Source organism: Streptomyces sp. NPDC057137 (genome assembly GCF_042670825.1).
GTDB lineage: Bacteria > Actinomycetota > Actinomycetes > Streptomycetales > Streptomycetaceae > Streptomyces.
In genome coordinates, this window is record NZ_JBHUUW010000027.1 from 21,592 (window position 1) to 38,498 (window position 16,907).

Here is a 16,907-nt window from a genome sequence, read left to right on the forward strand (position 1 = left end):
TTCCGGCGCCCTCCCGGAGGATTCCCATGACTCGCGCCACCACGGTGCGGGCAGTTCTGGCTGCGGTCGTCCTGCTCGTATCGCTGTTCATCACTCTGACCATGAGCCCCAGACTGGGGCTGGATCTGCAAGGCGGCACCCGGCTCGTTCTCCAGGCCAAGGACTCCCCGACCGCGAAGGCGGACCGGGAGAGCACCGACCGTACGGTGGAGGTCCTGCGCCAACGGATCGACGCGCTGGGGGTCTCGGAGCCGACCGTCACCCGGTCCGGTGAGGACCGTGTTCTCGTCGAACTTCCCGATGTGACCGATCCGCGCGAGGCCGCCGAGGTGCTGGGCCGGACCGCCCAGTTGACCTTCCATCCCGTCAACGGCGCCGCCGACGAGGGCGCTTCCGATCCGGACCGGCCAGGGTCGTCGGAGGAGTTGGTGCTTCCCGACGAGAGCGGACGGAAGCTCAGGCTCGGTCCCTCGGATCTCTCGGGCGCCGGTGTGAAGGACGCCCGCGCGGAGTTCGACGGGCAGCGGGGGGCGGGCTGGTTCGTCTCCCTCGACTTCCGCGACGACGCGTCCCGCGCCTGGACGCGCCTCACCGGAGAGGCCGCCTGCCATCCGCCCCAGGACGAACGGCGCCGGGTCGCGATCGTGCTGGACGACCAGGTGATCTCCGCACCGCAGGTGAGCCCTTCGGTGGACTGCGGTGCCGGACTGCCGTCCGGCACGACACAGATCAGCGGGTCCTTCTCCGCCGATGAGGCCAAGAATCTGGCGCTGCTGATCAAGGGCGGGGCCCTGCCCGTACCGGTCGAGGTGGCCGAACAGCGCACCGTGGGACCGACGCTGGGCGCCGAGGCGATCAGCGCGAGCACACGGGCGGCGGTGATCGGCGCCGGCCTGACGGCCCTGTTCATCACCTTCGTGTACCGCCTCTTCGGCGGCCTCGCGTCGCTGGCCCTGGCCGGGTACGCGCTGATCTCGTACGCCGCCCTGGTCGCGCTCGGCGTCACCTTGACGCTCCCCGGGCTGGCCGGGTTCGTCCTCGCCATCGGTATGGCAGTCGATGCCAACGTGCTGGCCTTCGAACGGGCACGGGAGGAGTACGCGAGCCGTTCCGGCCGCACCCTGCGGTCCGCGCTGGCCGCCGGATTCCGTAACGCCCGCACCGCGGTCCTCGACTCCAACGTGACGACGCTGCTCGCGGCGGGCCTCCTCTTCGGCCTCGGATCGGGGCCCGTGAAGGGGTTCGGTGTCACGCTCGCCATCGGTGTACTCGTGTCGATGTTCTCCGCCCTGGTCATCGCGCGGGCGCTGACAGAGATGGCGGCGCGCTCCCGCTTCGTCACCGATTTCCCCCGCGTCAACGGAATCGGCCTGCCGGGCCGGGTACGTACGTATCTGACCCGCCGCGCCCCGCAGCTGTTCCGCAGGTCGCGCCGGTGGCTGGTGGTCTCGACGGTCGTGGTGGCCCTCGCGGTCCTGGGAGTCACGCTGCGCGGGCTGAATCTCGGGGTGGAGTTCACCGGCGGGCGGCTCATGGAGTACACGACGAGCCGGCCGGTCGGCGTCGACACGGCTCGCACGGCCCTGGCCGACGCGGGGTTCGCCGACGCCGACGTCACCACGGCGGGCGAACGGGAGCTGTCGGTACGTACCGGGGATACGGGCGAGCGGGCCGAGGCGGCCATCAGGAGCGCCCTGACCGAGGAGGGCGGACCGACCACGAAGGTACGGGACGACCTGATCGGCCCCAGCCTCGGCGACGAGCTGAGGCGCCACGCGCTCATCGCGCTGGGGATCGCCGTCGGGGCCCAACTCCTGTATCTCTCGGTGCGGTTCAGGTGGTCGTTCGCGGTGGCGTCGGTGACCGCGCTGGTGCACGACGTGGTGATCCTGGTCGGTGTCTTCGCCTGGCTGGGCCGTCCCGTCGACGGGATCTTCCTGGCCGCGCTGCTCACCGTCATCGGCTACTCGGTCAACGACTCGGTGGTGGTCTTCGACCGGGTCCGTGAGCTGTGGGCGAGGAAGCCCGGCGGTCCGCTGTTGCCGGCCGCGCGAACAGCCGTACTGCAGACCGTGCCCAGAACGGTGAACACGGGGATGGGCGCGCTGTTCATTCTCACCGCCCTGGCGGTGCTCGGCGGGGACTCGCTCCGGGACTTCGCGCTGGCGCTGCTCATCGGCATCTGTGTGGGGACGTACTCCTCCGTGTTCACGGCTGTGCCGCTCGCGCTCGCGATGGAGTCGCGTGGGAAGGGCGGTCCGCCGGCGCGGCAACGGCCGTGCGCGACCGCTGCCGAGTCGCGGTCGGGCCGCCGACAACGGGGCACGGGTGTGACGCGGGCCGGGGACCCGGGCGTGGGAGGCATTTCCCACGCCCGGATCCCCGGCCGTCGAGCGCTGGTGCGGTGGTGCGTTGGTGCGGTGTGCGGTGGTAGGGCCGTTCTCGTTACGGGACGAGCTTGAGCAGCTTGTTCGGGGAGCCGGTGCCGACGCCCGAGATGACGTTGGACGTCGCCCCGTTGACCAGCGCGGTGGCGACGGCCGCCGGGGAGGCGCCCGGGTGGTTCGTCAGGTAGACCGCGGCAGCGCCCGAGACGTGCGGAGCGGCGAAGGAGGTGCCGTTACCGGTGTAGGTGGCGCTGTCCGAGGTGTTCCAGCCAGCCGTGATGTCGGAGCCGGGCGCGAAGATGTCCACGGTGGGGCCGTAGTTGGAGTACGTGGCCCGCGCGTCCGTCCGGGTCGTGGCGCCGACGGTGATCGCGGTGGCCACCCGGGCGGGCGAGTAGTTGGACGCGAGCGCGCCCGAATTGCCGGCCGCGATCGAGTACGTCACCCCGGACGCGATGGATCTGCGCACCGCGTCGTCCAGCGTGGTGCTGGCCCCGCCGCCGAGCGAGACGTTCGCGACGGAGGAGGCGACGTGGTTGGCGGTGATCCAGTCGACACCGGCGATGACTCCGGCGGTCGTACCGGAGCCGTTGTTGCCGAGGACGCGCACGGCGACGATCTTCGCCTTCTTCGCCGCGCCGTAGGTGGTCCCGGCGACGGTCGTGGCGACGTGCGTGCCGTGGCCGGCGCCGTCCTGGGCGGTGGCGTCGTTGTCGACGAAGTCCCAGCCGTACGAGGCCCGGCCGCTGATCTCCTGGTGGGTAATGCGTACGCCGGTGTCGAGAACGTAGACGGTCGTGTTGCCGCCCGCCGAGTCCGGGTAGTTGTAGGTGCCGTTCAGCGGAAGGTTCGGCTGGTCGATGCGGTCGAGACCCCAGGGGGCGTTGGTCTGCGTGGCGGTCGAGTGGACCTTCTGGTCCTGCTCGACCCGCGCGACCGCCGGGTCGGCGGCGAGCCGCTTCGCCTCGGCGCTGCTGAGGGTCGCGGCGTAGCCGTTGAGCGCGGAGGTGTACGTGCGCTTGATCTGGCCGCCGTAGCCGGATATCAGCTGCTTGCCCTGGGCCGTTGACGCCTTGAGTCCGGCCGTCTGCTTCAAGGTGACGATGTAGCTTCCGGGCACCGCCTCGGCCGCACCCGCGTGCAGGATCCTGCCTTCCGCCGGGGCCGCCTGGGCCGGTGCGGCCAGACCCGCGCCGAGTACCGCCGCCAGGGTCGCCGCGGTGGTGACTGCCACGGTGATGCGCCGCTTGGTGTCGCGTACTGCTGCCATCGAGAGATTCCTTCGAAAGGTGGCGCGTTGGATTTCCACGCGCCGGGTGGGGGTGGCGTACGGGGTCGTACGCCGCACACCGACGATGACCTGCGCGTTCGGGCGGAACAAGCGATTCCGGGGTGATGTCATGACCGCGACACGGGAATGACACTCCGTCAACTGGCCGTTACGTAAAGGCAATACGGCCGTCGCGAGAACGGCGGAGTCGGAGCGGATGCGTAGATCAAGTCGGTGCGTGGCTTGTATTAAGTCAGTCGATTGACTCGCTAATCGATCTCGGATTGACTGCGAAAGGCCGAGGGGCTGAGGGGCTGAGGGGTCGCGGGGCCGCGGGACCGGGCGCCGGAGCCCCACGCACCGGCACGATTCGAGGAGGCCAGAGGTGAGCGGCGGACACGGCAGGACGACGCGGGCCGACCGTGTCGCAGAGACCCGTGAGGCGATCATGTCGACGGCGGAGCGGCTGTTCTCGGAGCACGGCCTGTCCGCCGTGTCGAACCGTCAGATCTGCGAGGCGGCGGGCCAGGGCAACGTCGCCGCCGTCAGCTACCACTTCACCGGCAAGGCCGGCCTGATCCGCGCCATCCTCTCCACGCACGGCGATCAGATCGACCGGATCCGGGGGCGGCATCTGGCGGAGGTCGGCGACAGCGACGACATCCGGGACTGGGTGGGCTGTCTGGTACGGCCGGTGGCGGAACATCTCGCCTCGCTCGGTACCCCGTCCTGGCAGGCCCGCTTCGGCGTCCAGGTCATGATCGACCCGCTGCTGCGCGCGATCAGCATCGACGAGGCCCTGGTCAGAAACTCCCTGCGGCGGACCCTCGAAGGCCTCGGCCGCTGCCTCGAAGACCTGCCCGCCCCGGTACGGGCCGAGCGCGGGGACATGGCCCGCCATCTGATCACCCACACATGCGCGGAACGCGAACGCGCCCTGGCCGAGGGCGCCGTCCCACCGCGCTCCTCGTGGGCCCGGACGGCCGAGGCGCTGACCGACGCGATCGTCGGGCTGCTCACGGCGCCTGTCACCCCCCGTACCACCTCGTAGCCGCGCGTACGGCGGCCGCATCGTTCAGAAGAGACGGGAAGACACCACGTATGCCCACCCCCCACACCCCCACGTCCGTCGACTCGACCGCCGACGTCGACCCCTGTGTTGATGCCGGCCTCGATGCCGTGCGGGCCCGCTACCGCGCCGAGCGCGACCGCAGGATCAGGCCCGAGGGCAACACCCAGTACCGGCGTGCCGAAGGCGAGTTCGGCTACTACGCCGACGACCCTTACGCGGCAACGGAGTTCGACCGCGAGCCGCTCGATGACCGGGTCGAAGTCGTGGTCGTCGGGGGCGGGTTCGGCGGGCTGCTCGCCGGTGCGCGGCTGCGGCAGGCGGGCGTGGAGTCGATCCGGGTGATCGAGAAGGGCGGCGACTTCGGTGGGACCTGGTACTGGAACCGGTATCCCGGGATCCACTGCGACATCGAGTCGTACATCTATCTGCCGCTGCTGGAGGAGATCGGTTACGTACCCCAGTGGAAGTACGCGCCCGGGGAGGAGATCCGGCAGCACGCGCGGGCGATCGGGCGCCACTTCGATCTCTACCGTGACGCCTGCTTCCAGACCCGGGTGACCGAACTCCGCTGGGACGACGAGGCGTTGGAGTGGATCGTCGGCACGGACCGCGGGGACCGGATGCGGGCGCGCCATGTGGTGATCTCCAGCGGAACACTGAGTCAGGCGAAGCTCCCCGGCATCCCCGGGATCGAGACCTTCAAGGGCCACACGTTCCATACGAGCCGCTGGGACTACGCCTACACGGGCGGCGACGCGGACGGGAATCTCCACCGGCTCGCCGACAAGCGCGTGGCCGTCATCGGCACCGGTGCGACGGCCATCCAGTGCGTGCCGCACCTCGGGGCCGACGCCGGGCACCTGTACGTGTTCCAGCGCACGCCGTCCTCGGTCGACGTACGCGGCAACCGGCCCACGGACCGGCGGTGGGCCGAGTCACTGACTCCGGGCTGGCAGCGGCGCCGCCGGGACAACTTCCTCACGCTCGTCACCGGTGGCGAGGTGGACGAGGACCTGGTCGCCGACGGCTGGACCAGCAGCAACGGGCTCCAGCGGAAGCTCATTCCGGCCGCCACGCACACGAACCTGCCTCCCGGGGAGCGGGAGCGGCTGGAGGAGGTCGTCGATCTCCGGAAGATGAACGAGATCCGCGCCCGGGTGGACGCGGAGGTGGCGGACCCGGCGACGGCGGAGACGCTCAAGCCCTGGTACCGCTACATGTGCAAGCGGCCCACGTTCAGCGATCACTACCTCCAGACGTTCAACCGGCCCAACGTCACCCTCGTCGACACCGCCGACAGCCACGGCGTCGAGCGGATCACCGAGAACGCGGTGGTGGTCGGCGGGACCAAGTACGAGGTCGACTGCGTCATCTTCGCGACCGGGTTCGCGGTCGGCGTCTCGGGGATCCTGTCCGGTCAGCTCCCCGTGTACGGCCGGGACGGCGTCGCCCTGTCCGAGGCGTGGCAGCAGGGGCCGAGGACACTCCACGGGTTCTACAGCCACGGCTTCCCCAATCTGTTCCAGCTCGGTCCGCTGCAGAACGCCAGCGCAGTCAACTACGTGCACATCCTGGACGAACAGGCGGTGCACGTCGCCGAGGTCGTCGCCGAGGCGCGCAGGCGCGAGGCTCCGTACATCGAACCGACGGCCGAGGCCGAGGCGGCGTGGGTGGTGACTATCCGTCAGAAGGCCGCCGATCTCTACGCGTTCCAGGCCGAGTGCACGCCCGGCTACTACAACAACGAGGGCAGGCCGAGGGAGCGGAGCGAGGCGTACGGCGAGGGCCCGGTCGCGTTCCACGCCCTGCTCCGACGCTGGCGCGAGGACGGCGGCATGAGCGAGGTCGTCGGGGCGGAGACCGTCGGGACCGAGGGGACCGAGTGAGCGACGTGAGCGAGGTGAGCAACGTGAGCGACGTGGACCGCTTCGGTCGCTCCGTTCACTTCAGTCGCTTCGACGGGACCGGGCCACGTCACCACGCCACGAGCCGTCGTTGGGAGGCCCGGAGGCTCAACAGGCCCAGCCCGCTGTGGGGTTCGAACGGTGTCGCCTTCGGCCCCGACGGGCGGTTGTACGCCGCCCAGTTCCTCGCCGGGCAGATCAGCGCCGTGGACATCGCCACCGGAGAGGTGGAGACGGTGGTCCCGATGGACGGCCCGGTCCGGTCGCCCGACGATCTCGCCTTCGGGGCGGACGGCTCGATGTACATCGCCGACCTGGTACCGGGCCGAGTGTGGCGCCGCAGCCCGGACGGGACGTACACGCTGGTCTCCGAGGAGGTCAGGGTGCCCAACGGCATCACCTGCGTCGGCGACCGCCTCTTCGTGAACGAGATGAAGACCAATGGCCGTCTGCTGGAGCTGTTCCCGGACGGCGGCGAGCCGGTGGTGCTGACCGAGGGACTGGCTCTCGGCAATGCCATGCAACTCGGCCCGGACGGCTGTCTGTACTACCCGCACATGCTGACCAACCAGGTCTGGCGCATCCCGGTGGACGGCGGCGTACCGGAGGTCGTGGCGGAGGAGGTGCACGATCCGGTCGCCGTCCGGTTCGACCGGGGCGGCGTCCTGCACGTCCTGTCGCGCGGCGCCGCCGGCCTCGTGACCCGTATCGACCTCCACGGCACCGGCTCACATTCGGTCGTCACCAGCGGCGTCGTCGGGCTGGACAACGCGGCGTTCGACGCCGAGAACCGCTTGTTCGTCTCCAGCTTCGCCGACGGCGGCGTCACGGAGATGCACCCCGACGGCCGCACACGGGACATCGTGCCGCGCGGGTTCGTCGGACCCTACGGGGTGACGATCGACCTCGGGGGCACGGTCCACGCGGCGGACCACTACCGGCTCGCGAGCCCCGGAAGCGCGGGGCGGGGCGAGCGGGACGCCGAGGCCGACGGGGACCGGTCCGGGGGTGCGATCACGCACGAGCTGATGCCCTTCTGCCACGGCATCGCCGCCGACAACGGGGTGCTGCACCTCACGTCGCAGTACGGCGCCGTCCGGACGTACGACCCCGAAACCAGCTCGACGCGCGTCCGGGCCACCGGACTCGACCAGCCGCTGGGCATCGCCGTTCGGGCGGACGGCGCGCTGATCGTCGCCGAGGCGGGCGCCGGCCGGGTGCTGGCCATCGACGAGGCGGACACCGTGACCGTGCTGGCCGACGGGCTCGAACACCCCGTGGACGTCGCCCTCGACAGCGAGCAGCGCTGCTATGTCAGCGACGACCGGCTCGGAGCCGTACTGCGTATCGACGGTGATCGTACGGTGACCGTCGCGGACGGTCTCGGCGCGCCGCAGGGGCTGGCGGTCCGGGGAACGGAGCTGTTCACGGTGGACACCGAGCACCGCACCCTGCGGGCCGTGTCCCTGATCACCGGGGAGAGTAGGGTCGACGTCGAGGATCTGGCGGTCGGACCGCCGCCCGGTATGGACGCTCGTGCCGAAGTCGCCCTGTTCACGCATGGGATGCCCGGCTCGCCGGGCCTCTTCGCGGGTCTGGCGGCGGCCTCGGACGGCTCGCTCCTCCTCTCCGCCAACGGCGAGGGGTCACTGGTGCGGCTGTCCCCGGCGAGCCCGCCGGTCCCGGCCGCGTCGACCACCCGGACCACCGCTCCACCCACGAAGTGAGACACCCATGACCCTCCCTGTACACGGATCGTCCGTCGACATCGCCACTCCCGACGGAACGGCCGACGCCTACCTGGTCCACCCCGCATCCGCCGGCCCGTACCCCGCCGTCCTGCTCTACATGGACGCGTTCGGGCTGCGCCCGAGCCTCGAGGGCATGGCGGACCGCATCGCGGCGGCGGGCTACACCGTCCTGGTCCCCAACGTCCTCTACCGCGCGGGACGGACCCCGCTGGTGGAACTGCCCGATTTCATCGGCGACGACCAGCGCCCGGCGATCTTCCAGAGTGTGCTTCCCGCCATGCGGTCGCTGACCCCGAAGCTGGCCGTACGGGACGCCGGCGCGTACCTGGACCGGCTGGCCGCCGAACCCCGTGCCGCCGAAGGACCGATCGGCGTGACCGGCTACTGCATGGGCGCCGGTCTGGCGCTGCGTACCGCCGTCGCGTACCCGGACCGGGTCGCGGCCATGGCCGGTTTCCACGGCGCGCAGCTCGCCAGTGAGGCGCCCGACAGCCCGCACCTCGGGGCCGACCGGATCACCGCCGAGCTCTACTTCGGCCACGCCGACCAGGACGCCGCGCTCCCCCCGGAGCAGGTCGAACGCCTCGAAAAGGCCCTCACCGACGCCGGTGTGCGCCACCATGCCGAGGTCTACGCGGGCGCCCACCACGGGTACACGCAGGCGGACACCTCGTCGTACGACGCCGAGGCGGCGGAGCGGCACTGGACGGCCCTGCTGGAGCTGCTGGGCCGCACCCTCTGAACCGGCCGAGTGGGAGTTCTGTAACAGAAGCACGCGATTGATCATCGCAGTGCAACAGAGGCCCCGATTGGTCAACTGGCCCGCCATGTATGGCGTTTGATCATTCGAGATCAACAATGATCCGACGCCGAAAGGGCTCCCCCCATGTCTCTCCGCCGCACTCGCACCCGCACGCTCGCCGCCGTCGGACTCCTGGCCGCCGCCGGCCTGTTCCTCACCGGGTGCGGCCCTGAGGAGTCGTCCGCGGCTCCCGCCGCCAGTTCCACGACCGACGCCGGTGCGGACGCGGGCACGGAGCCCCCCGCCGACCCCGCCGACCCCGGTGACGACGCCGCGGCCGATCCCGGTGCCGTCGACAACCCCGATGCCAATGACGGCGGCGAGGGTGAAGCCGGTGCCGACAACCGCGTGGACGGTACGGTCACCGGCCCCCTCACCTATGTGGCGCCGGGCAAGCTGGAGGTCGACGGCCGTCCCTTCTGGGTCGCCGAGGACACCGAGATCACCGGCGGCGAGATATGCGGCGACCCGGAGACCCCGGAGGCGGAGACCTGCACCCCCGAGGAGCTGGACGACTACGCGAAGGCCGGCGGCCCGGACGTCACCGTGACGATCAAGAAGGGGATCGCCGAGCAGGTCACTCAGGCGTCGTTGTAACCGTCCGCCGCCGGGTGGGGGCCGCCACCCCCTCCCCCAACTCCTCGTCTCCCCCGCCGTGGCCGTCCTCCGCCAAGGCGCCCGAGCCGGTGAGAGTGTCAGTTTCCTGTGAGAGGTGGCGCGGCGCCGGTCAGAGCAGGCCGGTCGCCCGGAGCGACGGCTGGAGCAGTTCGCCGTGCGCGCGCACCATGTCGTCGCACAGCTCCCAGATGCGCTCGACGGGCAGCGCGGCGGCGGTCGCGGGGTCCGCCATGGCGGCCTGGCGTACGGAGCGCGGGTCGTCCTCCAGGGCCGCCCTGACGACCAGATCGTTCATGCTGAGATAGCCGCGGTTGAGCGCCGCGCACTGGGCGGGCAGCGCACCGATCCGGGTCGGCTGGACGCCCGACGCGTCGACCAGGCACGGCACTTCGACGGTCCCGGTCGCGGGGAGGTTGTCGATCAGGCCGTGGTTGGGGACGTTGCCGTAAATCGTCCGGGGGGTGCCGGTGACGATGCTGTGGATGACCTGGGGCGCGTACTCCATCGTGCCCTCGACATCGAGCGGGGAGCCGGTGGCGAGCGCGTCGCGGGTCTTCTCGTAGAGGGCGACGTTCTCGTCGACGATCCCGAGGTACGCGCCGACGGGCAGCCGCAGCCGCTCTATCTCGCTGTCGTGGTGCAGATACCAGGGCACGTACTCGGCGGAGTGCTCGCTCGTCTCGGTGGGGTAGTAGCCGAGGCGCCGGTACATGTCGACGCGTACGCGGCGCCGCAACTGGGGCTCGGCGGCGATGAGTTCGTCCAGTCGGGGGTAGAGGTCGGCGCCGTTGTGCTCGAAACGCAGCAGCCAGGCCTGATGGTTGACCCCGGCCGCGCGGTAGGTGACCTCCTGGTAGGGCACATCGAGCAGGTCGGACAGGTCACGCAGCGTCCAGTAGACGGAGTGGCACAGACCCACGACACGGGTCAGTCCGGTGGCGGCGGTGAGGTACTGGACATTCATCGCCATGGGGTTGGTGTAGTTGAGCAGCCAGGCGTCGGGGCACAGTTCGGCGATGTCCGCGCCGAGCGCCTTCAGTAGGGGGAAGGTGCGCAGCGCGCGGAAGATGCCGCCGATGCCGAGGGTGTCGCCGATGGTCTGGCGGACGCCGTGGCGGGCGGGGACGTCGAAGTCGGTACGGGTCGACTCGCCCATGCCGACCTGGACGATGTTGATGACGAAGTGGGCGCCGGCCAGGGCTTCCCGGCGGTCCGCGTGCGCGGTGACGCGCGGCGTGGTGCCGCTGCGGGCCGCGATGTGGCGGGCGGCGCCGTGGGCGGTGGCGAGCCGTTCCGGGTCGATGTCGTGCAGGGCGACATGGATGTCACGAAGCTCGGCGAAGGCGAAGAGGTCCGTCAGGAGCCCTTGGGTGAAGACGACGCTTCCCGCGCCGATGAAGGCGATCTTGGTGGTGCTCATCAGAAGGTGGCTCCGTTGCGATGGGTGGTGAGGTCCGTGGGCGCGGTCGCGGTCGCGGCCGTGGGCGGCGCGACGGAAGGCGGCTCGGCGGCCGGCGGCTCGGGGAGCGCTTCGTGGGCCCAGTGGGCTTCGTGGGCCGCGTTGGCTTCGTCCCAGGTGGGCTGGGCGGGGGTGCCGCCGTACGCACGGGTGGACAACGCGCCGCAGACGGCGGCGAGTTCGAGCGCGTCGGCGGTCGAGTGTCCGGCCAGGACGGCGGCGACGAAGCCGGCGTCGAAGCTGTCGCCCGCGCCCACCGTGTCGAGGGGGCGGGCGGAGATGCCGGGCGTACGGATCGACGAGCGGCCGTTGTGCGCGAGGGCGCCGTCGGCGCCGTTCTTGACGACCACGAGCGGTCCGCGCGAGGCGAGTTGGCCGGCGACCGTGTCGAGCGGCGCGTCCTCGGGCAGCCCGGCGAGCGCGCGGGCCTCCCGGGCGTTGGGCAGCAGGATGTCGGTGACGGCGAGCAGCGCGCCGAGTCCGAGCGAGCCGTCCTGGTCCCAGGTGCCGGCGGGGTCGTCGTTGGTGTCGAGCGAGGTGGTGGCGCCCCGGTCGTGTGCCGTACGGAACAGGGCGGGCAGCCCCTCGGCCAGGTGTGGCATCAGGAAGTACGAGGCGGCGTGCACATGGCGGCTGTCGCCGAGCAGCGCCTCGGGTACGTCGTCGGCGCGGGTGGCGGCGAGGGTGCCGGGCGCGGTGAGGATCGTACGGTCGCCGTCGCCGCGCGTCACGACGACGGTCAGCGGGGTCGCCAGCCGGGGGTCGATCCGTACGGCGCCGGTGTCGACGCCCCGCGCGGCCAGCGCCGCCACGACGAACCGCCCGGCCTCGTCGTCCCCGACTCGCCCGGCGAAGGCGACCTTCAGGCCGAGCCGGGCGGCGCCGCACGCCATGATCGCGGCGGAGCCGCCGAGCGTCAGCAGCCCGCTGTCGACGAGCTGTTCGCGCTGGCCGAAGGCGAGGGGCGCGTCGAGTGGTCCGACGACGATGTCGGGGTTGACGTCCCCGACGACCAACAGATCGAAGGTGTGCGAGGAGTACGAGGCCAGCGAGGCGCGGGTGTTGGGCGAGCTGGGCGAGTTCGGCGAGTTGGGCGAGTTGGGCGAGCTGTGCGGCATCCGGCTTCCCTGAGGTACGGAACGGCGTGCGGAGAGATGGGCGAGGTGGTCCGGTCTCATCCCTTGAGTCCGGAGGAGGTGATGGACTGGATGAACGACTTCTGCGCCACGAGGAAGGCGAGCAGCACCGGAAGCACGGTGATCACGTTTCCCGCCATGACGGCCGCCCACTTGGTGTGGTGCTGCCCCTGGAAGGTCGTGAGCCCGAGCTGCAGCGTGTACTGCGTGTCGTGGTTGATGGCGATCAGCGGCCAGGTCAGGTCGTTCCAGGTGGTCAGGAAGGTCAGCACCGCCACGGTGCTCAGCGCGGGCCGTGACATCGGCAGAACGATGAGGAACAGCACCCGCAGCCGCGAGCAGCCGTCCATCCACGCGGCCTCCTCCAACTCCCTCGGCAGGGAGAGGAAGAACTGCCGCAGCAGGAAGACTGCGAACGGCGTGACGAGGGACGGCACGATCAGCGCGCCCAGGGTGTCGATGAGGCCGAGGCGCTTCATAACGAGGAAGGTGGGCACCATCGTGAGCTGGAACGGGATCGCCATCGTGGCGAGCATCAGCCCCATGAGCAGCCGGGACCCGGCAAACCGCATACGGGCGAACGCGTATCCGCCGAGGGCGCCGAACAGCAGGTTCGAGGCGACCGCGACGGCCGAGACGATCAGCGAGTTGGCGAACCAGCGCGGGAACATGGCGTTCCCGAGGACGTAGCGGTAGCCGCCGAGGTCGATGCCCGAGGGCCACAGGGCGGGCGGGAAGCGGTTGATCTCGGCGTCTCTCATCACGGAGCTGAGCACCAGCCAGATCAGCGGGACCGCGAAGACGAGCGCGAGGGGCGCGAGCAGCAGATGCCAGGCGCTGAACGGCAGCCGCGCGAGGCCCCGTCGGCGCGGCGCGACCGGTGCGGAGGTGGCCGGTGCGGTGGAGGCCGGTGCGGAGGTGGCCGTCATTTGCCGGCTCCTTCGAGGCGTACGGGGGTTACGGGGGTTGCCGGGCTTACCGGACCTGCGTGGCGCCGCTGTTCACGGCCCCGCACCAGCCGCAGGCCGACGGTGACCAGGCCCAGCGCCACCGCGAGCACATAGGCCGCCGCGGCTCCGTAACCGGCGGTGAAGTTCTTGAACGCCTGTTCCCAGATGAAGTAGACGATCACGGTGGTGGACCCGAGCGGCCCGCCCTTGGTCGTCACGTACACCAGGTCGAAGACCTGAAGTGCGTTGATGGTCTGCCACACCAACAGGAACACGCTCACCGGCGTCATGGCGGGCAGGGTGACGTGCCGCAGAAGCTGCCACCGCCCGGCGCCGTCCAGCCGCGCCGCCTCGATCAGGGAGGGCTGGACGTCCTGAAGGGCCGCGAGGTAGACGACGACGCAGAAGCCGGTGCCGCTCCACAGGGAGATCGCGACCAGGACGAGAAGGGCCTGGCCGGGGTCGGTGAGAAAGCCCTGGGCGGAGATGCCGAGCTTGTTCAGTACGGAGTTGGCGGCGCCGAACTCCGGGTCGAGGATGAAGGAGAACAGCACGCCCTGGGCTGTGGCCGAGATGACAAACGGCACGAAGATCAGGGTCCGGTAGAGCCCCACGAGCCGGATACGCCGGTTCAGTACCAGGGCGAGCGCCAGCCCGAGGCCGATGCTCAGCGGTACGTACAGCACCGTGTAGAGCAGGGTGTTCCGCACGGCCTGGCTGAAGTTCGGGTCCTGGCTGAGCGCGCGGTAGTTGTCGAGTCCGACCCAGCGGCTGGGGGTGACCAGGTCGGAGGCCTGGAAGGAGAGCAGGACGGACCAGGCGACGGGAATCACGCTCAGCCCGAGGATGATCAGGACGGCGGGCGTGATGAACGCCCAGGCGGTCGCGGTCTCGCCACGGCGCAGCCGTGAGCGGCGGCGCCGGCCGGGGGCCGGTGCGACCGGCCGGTCGGGGTCCCGCTCACCTTTACGGTCCCTGCGGTCCCGGCCCCGGTCGCGGCCCCGGTCCCGGCGTCCGTCCCGGCGTCCATCCCGTGCCGGGAGCGTGAGCGGTGTGGGCAGTCTCGGCATGGTGGTTCTCCTCAACGCGGGATGAGCAGCGCGGCGTCGGCCGTACGGGCACATCGGCGCAGTGCGTCGGCGGGGCCGGCCCTGCCGAGCAGTACGGCGGCGATCGCCTGGCCGAGTGCCTGCGAGATCTGCGGATACGCGGGGTGCGCGGGCCGTACGCGCGCGGTCTCCAGCGCCCGCGTGAACACCGCGAGGCCCTCGGTCTCCGCGTCCTGGGCCCGCCAGGCGGGCAGCGCCTGGGTCCGCCGGCTGAGCGGCAGGCTGCCGGCCTGGATGTCCCAGCGCACGTCCTGGGCGGGCTGCGCCAGCCAGGTCACGAAGGTACGGGCGGCCCGCACGCGGGCCGGGCCGTTGTCGAACACGGTCCAGGTGTCGGGTCCGGAGATGGTCATCGGCCTGCGGCTGTAGCTGGGCAGCGGGACGACGTGGTAGTCGATCCCCGCGTCGCGGATGTCGGGGAGCTGCCACGGCCCGGTGACGACCATGCCCATGCGCCCGGAGAGGAAGACCTGGTACATCTGCTCGCTGCCGGGTTTGGGGTCGACGTACACGCTCTTGGCCCGTGCGAGTGCCGCCACGGTCTCCAGTGCCCGTACGCCGGTCTTGGCGAAGCCGATCGACCGTCCGTCCGGCGCGACGACGTCACCGCCCAGGTCCCACACCATGGGCCACAGCCGCCACACGGTGTCCTCGTCCCCCACTCCCGGCCAGCCGGTGCCGAAGACGCCCCGCTTCCGGTCGGTGAGACGGGCGGCCGTGTCGGTGAACTCCTGCCAGGTCCAGCCGACTTCGGGCAGCGGCAGACCGGCTTCGCGGAAGATCTTCTTGTCGCAGACGACGGCGAGCGAGTCGAGCAGGGCGGGGGCCGCCCGTACCTGGCCGTTGACGGTGACGGCCTCGCGCGCCGGCGCCCAGTAGTCGCTCCACGGGGTGGGTCCGGAGCGGACCGTCTCGGACAGGTCCACGACCGAGGGGCTGCGCGCGACGCTGGCGAGGTCCGAGCCGAAGATGTACGCGATGTCGGGGAAGGAACCGGAGGCGAGCGCCGCGGTGATCTTCTGGAGCATCGCGTCGGAGATGACACCGCCGCCGGGGTCGACGCGGATCTTGGGGTGGGTCCGGTTGAAGTCCCTGACCAGTCCCTCGATCGCCGCGCGGCCGGTGTCGTTCTGCCCGTGCCACAGTTCGATCGTGACCCGGCCGTCGGCGTCGACGCCGTCGGAGGCGCCCCCGGCGCAGCCGGTCAGCGCGGCCGACGCGGCGGCGCCGAGCGCCAGTCCGGAGCCCCGGCGCAGAATCCCACGACGGGATACGCGGCGGGATACGCGGCGCGGCAGGTGGGGGTCGGCGGCCATGTGTACCTCCATGCTCCGTGCTTCGAGCTTTGTGCGTCGAGCTTTGTGCGTCGATGCGCCCGTGGACCCGGCCGGTGCGGTCGCGTACGGCGGTGCCGCACCGGGCCGGGTGAAGTGGCCCCTCGTGGAAGGGCGAACGAGCGGTGGGGTCAGCAGGTCTGGCGGAGGTAGCCGTTGCTGCCGGCGGGCCGGACGTCGACGTCGCGGCGGACGATGCTGAGCGTGTCCCCCCAGCCGTCGCACGCGGTCGCGAGCCCCTTGGACGAGTACTCGATGACGATCACGTTGTCACCGAAGTACTCGGTGAAGGCGTCGCACTCCTCGTACTCCCCGCACTGTTCGACGACGGCGAAGTCGAGCCCGGTCCCGTCGCGGTACTGGGCGAGATCTGCGGTGTTCTTCTGGCCGATCGCCAGGCCCTTGTCGTGCGCGTGCCGGGAGAGCAGCGTGATGAAGGCCCTGGCGGCGGAGGAGTCGAACTGGCCCCGGCTCCGCTCGTAACTGTCGTAGTTGTCGGGCTCCACGGCCTGGAAGCCGCTGCTCGCGCAGCCGTCGATCCAGCCGTTCACCTTGGCCGCGATGCGGTCCCGCTTGCCCGGCGTGCTGACGTCCAGGATGGCCTCGTCCCACTCCTCGTCGATGATGACGTCGCCGTTGGCGTCGCGGAGCAGCAGGTCGGGCGCCCATTCGTCCAGCTCGTCGGGCTGGACCTGGAAGGCGTTGACGTAACAGATGTTGTAGAGCCCGGCGGCCGGGGAGTCCTCGCGGTCACGGCTGACCACGCTCACTCCGGCGGGCGGCGTGTACGCGCCGCCGATCTGGTAGTCGAATCCGGCGTGGACCGGCGGAAGGGGCGCGGCGGCGGCCGATGCGCCCGCGGAGGACGAGGCGAGGAGGGGGGTGATCAACGCTGCCGTGAGGCCCGCCACCGCGGCGAGGAACCGGCGGGAACGGACACGTTCGATGCTCACAGTCGAGCTCCAGAAAAATGGAGGGTACGTCCCCGCCTCGGACCCTGGAGCGATCCTGGCGACTCTGTCCGGGCTTGCGGGCCTCATGGGTCCGTCCACCGGCTAGGCGTACCTCTGGCGCCTTGTGCTCAGCTCTCTTCGCTCAGCTGCGGCGTTGCGAGG

The 16,907-nt window shown here is 71.0% G+C and carries 13 protein-coding genes; 6 read left to right on the forward strand and 7 right to left on the reverse strand.

The window, feature by feature from the left end; all coding sequences use genetic code 11:
* The first annotated feature begins 26 nt into the window (after nt 1-26).
* Complete coding sequence (secD, locus tag ACFT9I_RS21670) at nt 27-2,462, forward strand: protein translocase subunit SecD (RefSeq protein ID WP_382566500.1); 2,436 nt, start codon at nt 27-29, stop codon at nt 2,460-2,462.
* On the opposite strand, the gene ACFT9I_RS21675 is transcribed toward secD, so the two are convergent.
* Nucleotides 2,446-3,657: a S8 family peptidase gene (locus ACFT9I_RS21675; RefSeq protein WP_382566502.1), complete on the reverse strand. Its 1,212-nt coding sequence runs from the start codon at nt 3,655-3,657 to the stop codon at nt 2,446-2,448. The genes secD and ACFT9I_RS21675 overlap by 17 nt on opposite strands.
* 448 nt (nt 3,658-4,105) lie before the next feature.
* Here ACFT9I_RS21675 and ACFT9I_RS21680 point away from each other — a divergent pair, with 448 nt between their 5' ends.
* The 5 genes from ACFT9I_RS21680 to ACFT9I_RS21700 all read left to right on the forward strand — a co-directional run bounded on the left by ACFT9I_RS21680 (nt 4,106) and on the right by ACFT9I_RS21700 (nt 9,783).
* Nucleotides 4,106-4,708: a TetR/AcrR family transcriptional regulator gene (locus ACFT9I_RS21680; protein WP_382566597.1), complete on the forward strand. Its 603-nt coding sequence runs from the start codon at nt 4,106-4,108 to the stop codon at nt 4,706-4,708.
* A 50-nt stretch (nt 4,709-4,758) separates the two neighbouring features.
* Nucleotides 4,759-6,615, forward strand: a complete 1,857-nt coding sequence (locus tag ACFT9I_RS21685) for a flavin-containing monooxygenase (RefSeq protein WP_382566503.1) — start codon at nt 4,759-4,761, stop codon at nt 6,613-6,615.
* A 5-nt stretch (nt 6,616-6,620) separates the two neighbouring features.
* Complete coding sequence (locus tag ACFT9I_RS21690) at nt 6,621-8,360, forward strand: hypothetical protein (RefSeq protein WP_382566598.1); 1,740 nt, start codon at nt 6,621-6,623, stop codon at nt 8,358-8,360.
* Between the two features lie 7 nt (nt 8,361-8,367).
* A complete protein-coding gene (locus ACFT9I_RS21695) occupies nt 8,368-9,126 on the forward strand; it encodes a dienelactone hydrolase family protein (protein WP_382566505.1) in 759 nt (252 codons plus the stop codon).
* A 144-nt stretch (nt 9,127-9,270) separates the two neighbouring features.
* Complete coding sequence (locus ACFT9I_RS21700; RefSeq protein ID WP_382566506.1) at nt 9,271-9,783, forward strand: hypothetical protein; 513 nt, start codon at nt 9,271-9,273, stop codon at nt 9,781-9,783.
* 130 nt (nt 9,784-9,913) lie between these two features.
* On the opposite strand, the gene ACFT9I_RS21705 is transcribed toward ACFT9I_RS21700, so the two are convergent.
* The 6 genes from ACFT9I_RS21705 to ACFT9I_RS21730 all read right to left on the reverse strand — a co-directional run bounded on the left by ACFT9I_RS21705 (nt 9,914) and on the right by ACFT9I_RS21730 (nt 16,745).
* Nucleotides 9,914-11,224 (reverse strand): alpha-glucosidase/alpha-galactosidase, encoded by a 1,311-nt coding sequence (locus ACFT9I_RS21705; RefSeq protein WP_382566508.1) that lies wholly within the window; start codon nt 11,222-11,224, stop codon nt 9,914-9,916.
* Nucleotides 11,224-12,381 (reverse strand): carbohydrate kinase family protein, encoded by a 1,158-nt coding sequence (locus tag ACFT9I_RS21710; RefSeq protein WP_382566509.1) that lies wholly within the window; start codon nt 12,379-12,381, stop codon nt 11,224-11,226. Before ACFT9I_RS21710 ends, ACFT9I_RS21705 begins: the two co-directional genes overlap by 1 nt.
* Before the next feature lie 56 nt (nt 12,382-12,437).
* A complete protein-coding gene (locus ACFT9I_RS21715; RefSeq protein WP_382566510.1) occupies nt 12,438-13,328 on the reverse strand; it encodes a carbohydrate ABC transporter permease in 891 nt (296 codons plus the stop codon).
* Complete coding sequence (locus ACFT9I_RS21720) at nt 13,325-14,419, reverse strand: carbohydrate ABC transporter permease (RefSeq protein WP_382566511.1); 1,095 nt, start codon at nt 14,417-14,419, stop codon at nt 13,325-13,327. Before ACFT9I_RS21720 ends, ACFT9I_RS21715 begins: the two co-directional genes overlap by 4 nt.
* Nucleotides 14,420-14,430: 11 nt before the next feature.
* Nucleotides 14,431-15,774: an ABC transporter substrate-binding protein gene (locus ACFT9I_RS21725; protein ID WP_382566512.1), complete on the reverse strand. Its 1,344-nt coding sequence runs from the start codon at nt 15,772-15,774 to the stop codon at nt 14,431-14,433.
* Nucleotides 15,775-15,923: 149 nt separating this feature from the next.
* Nucleotides 15,924-16,745, reverse strand: a complete 822-nt coding sequence (locus ACFT9I_RS21730; protein WP_382566514.1) for an endo alpha-1,4 polygalactosaminidase — start codon at nt 16,743-16,745, stop codon at nt 15,924-15,926.
* Between the last annotated feature and the right edge of the window lie 162 nt (nt 16,746-16,907).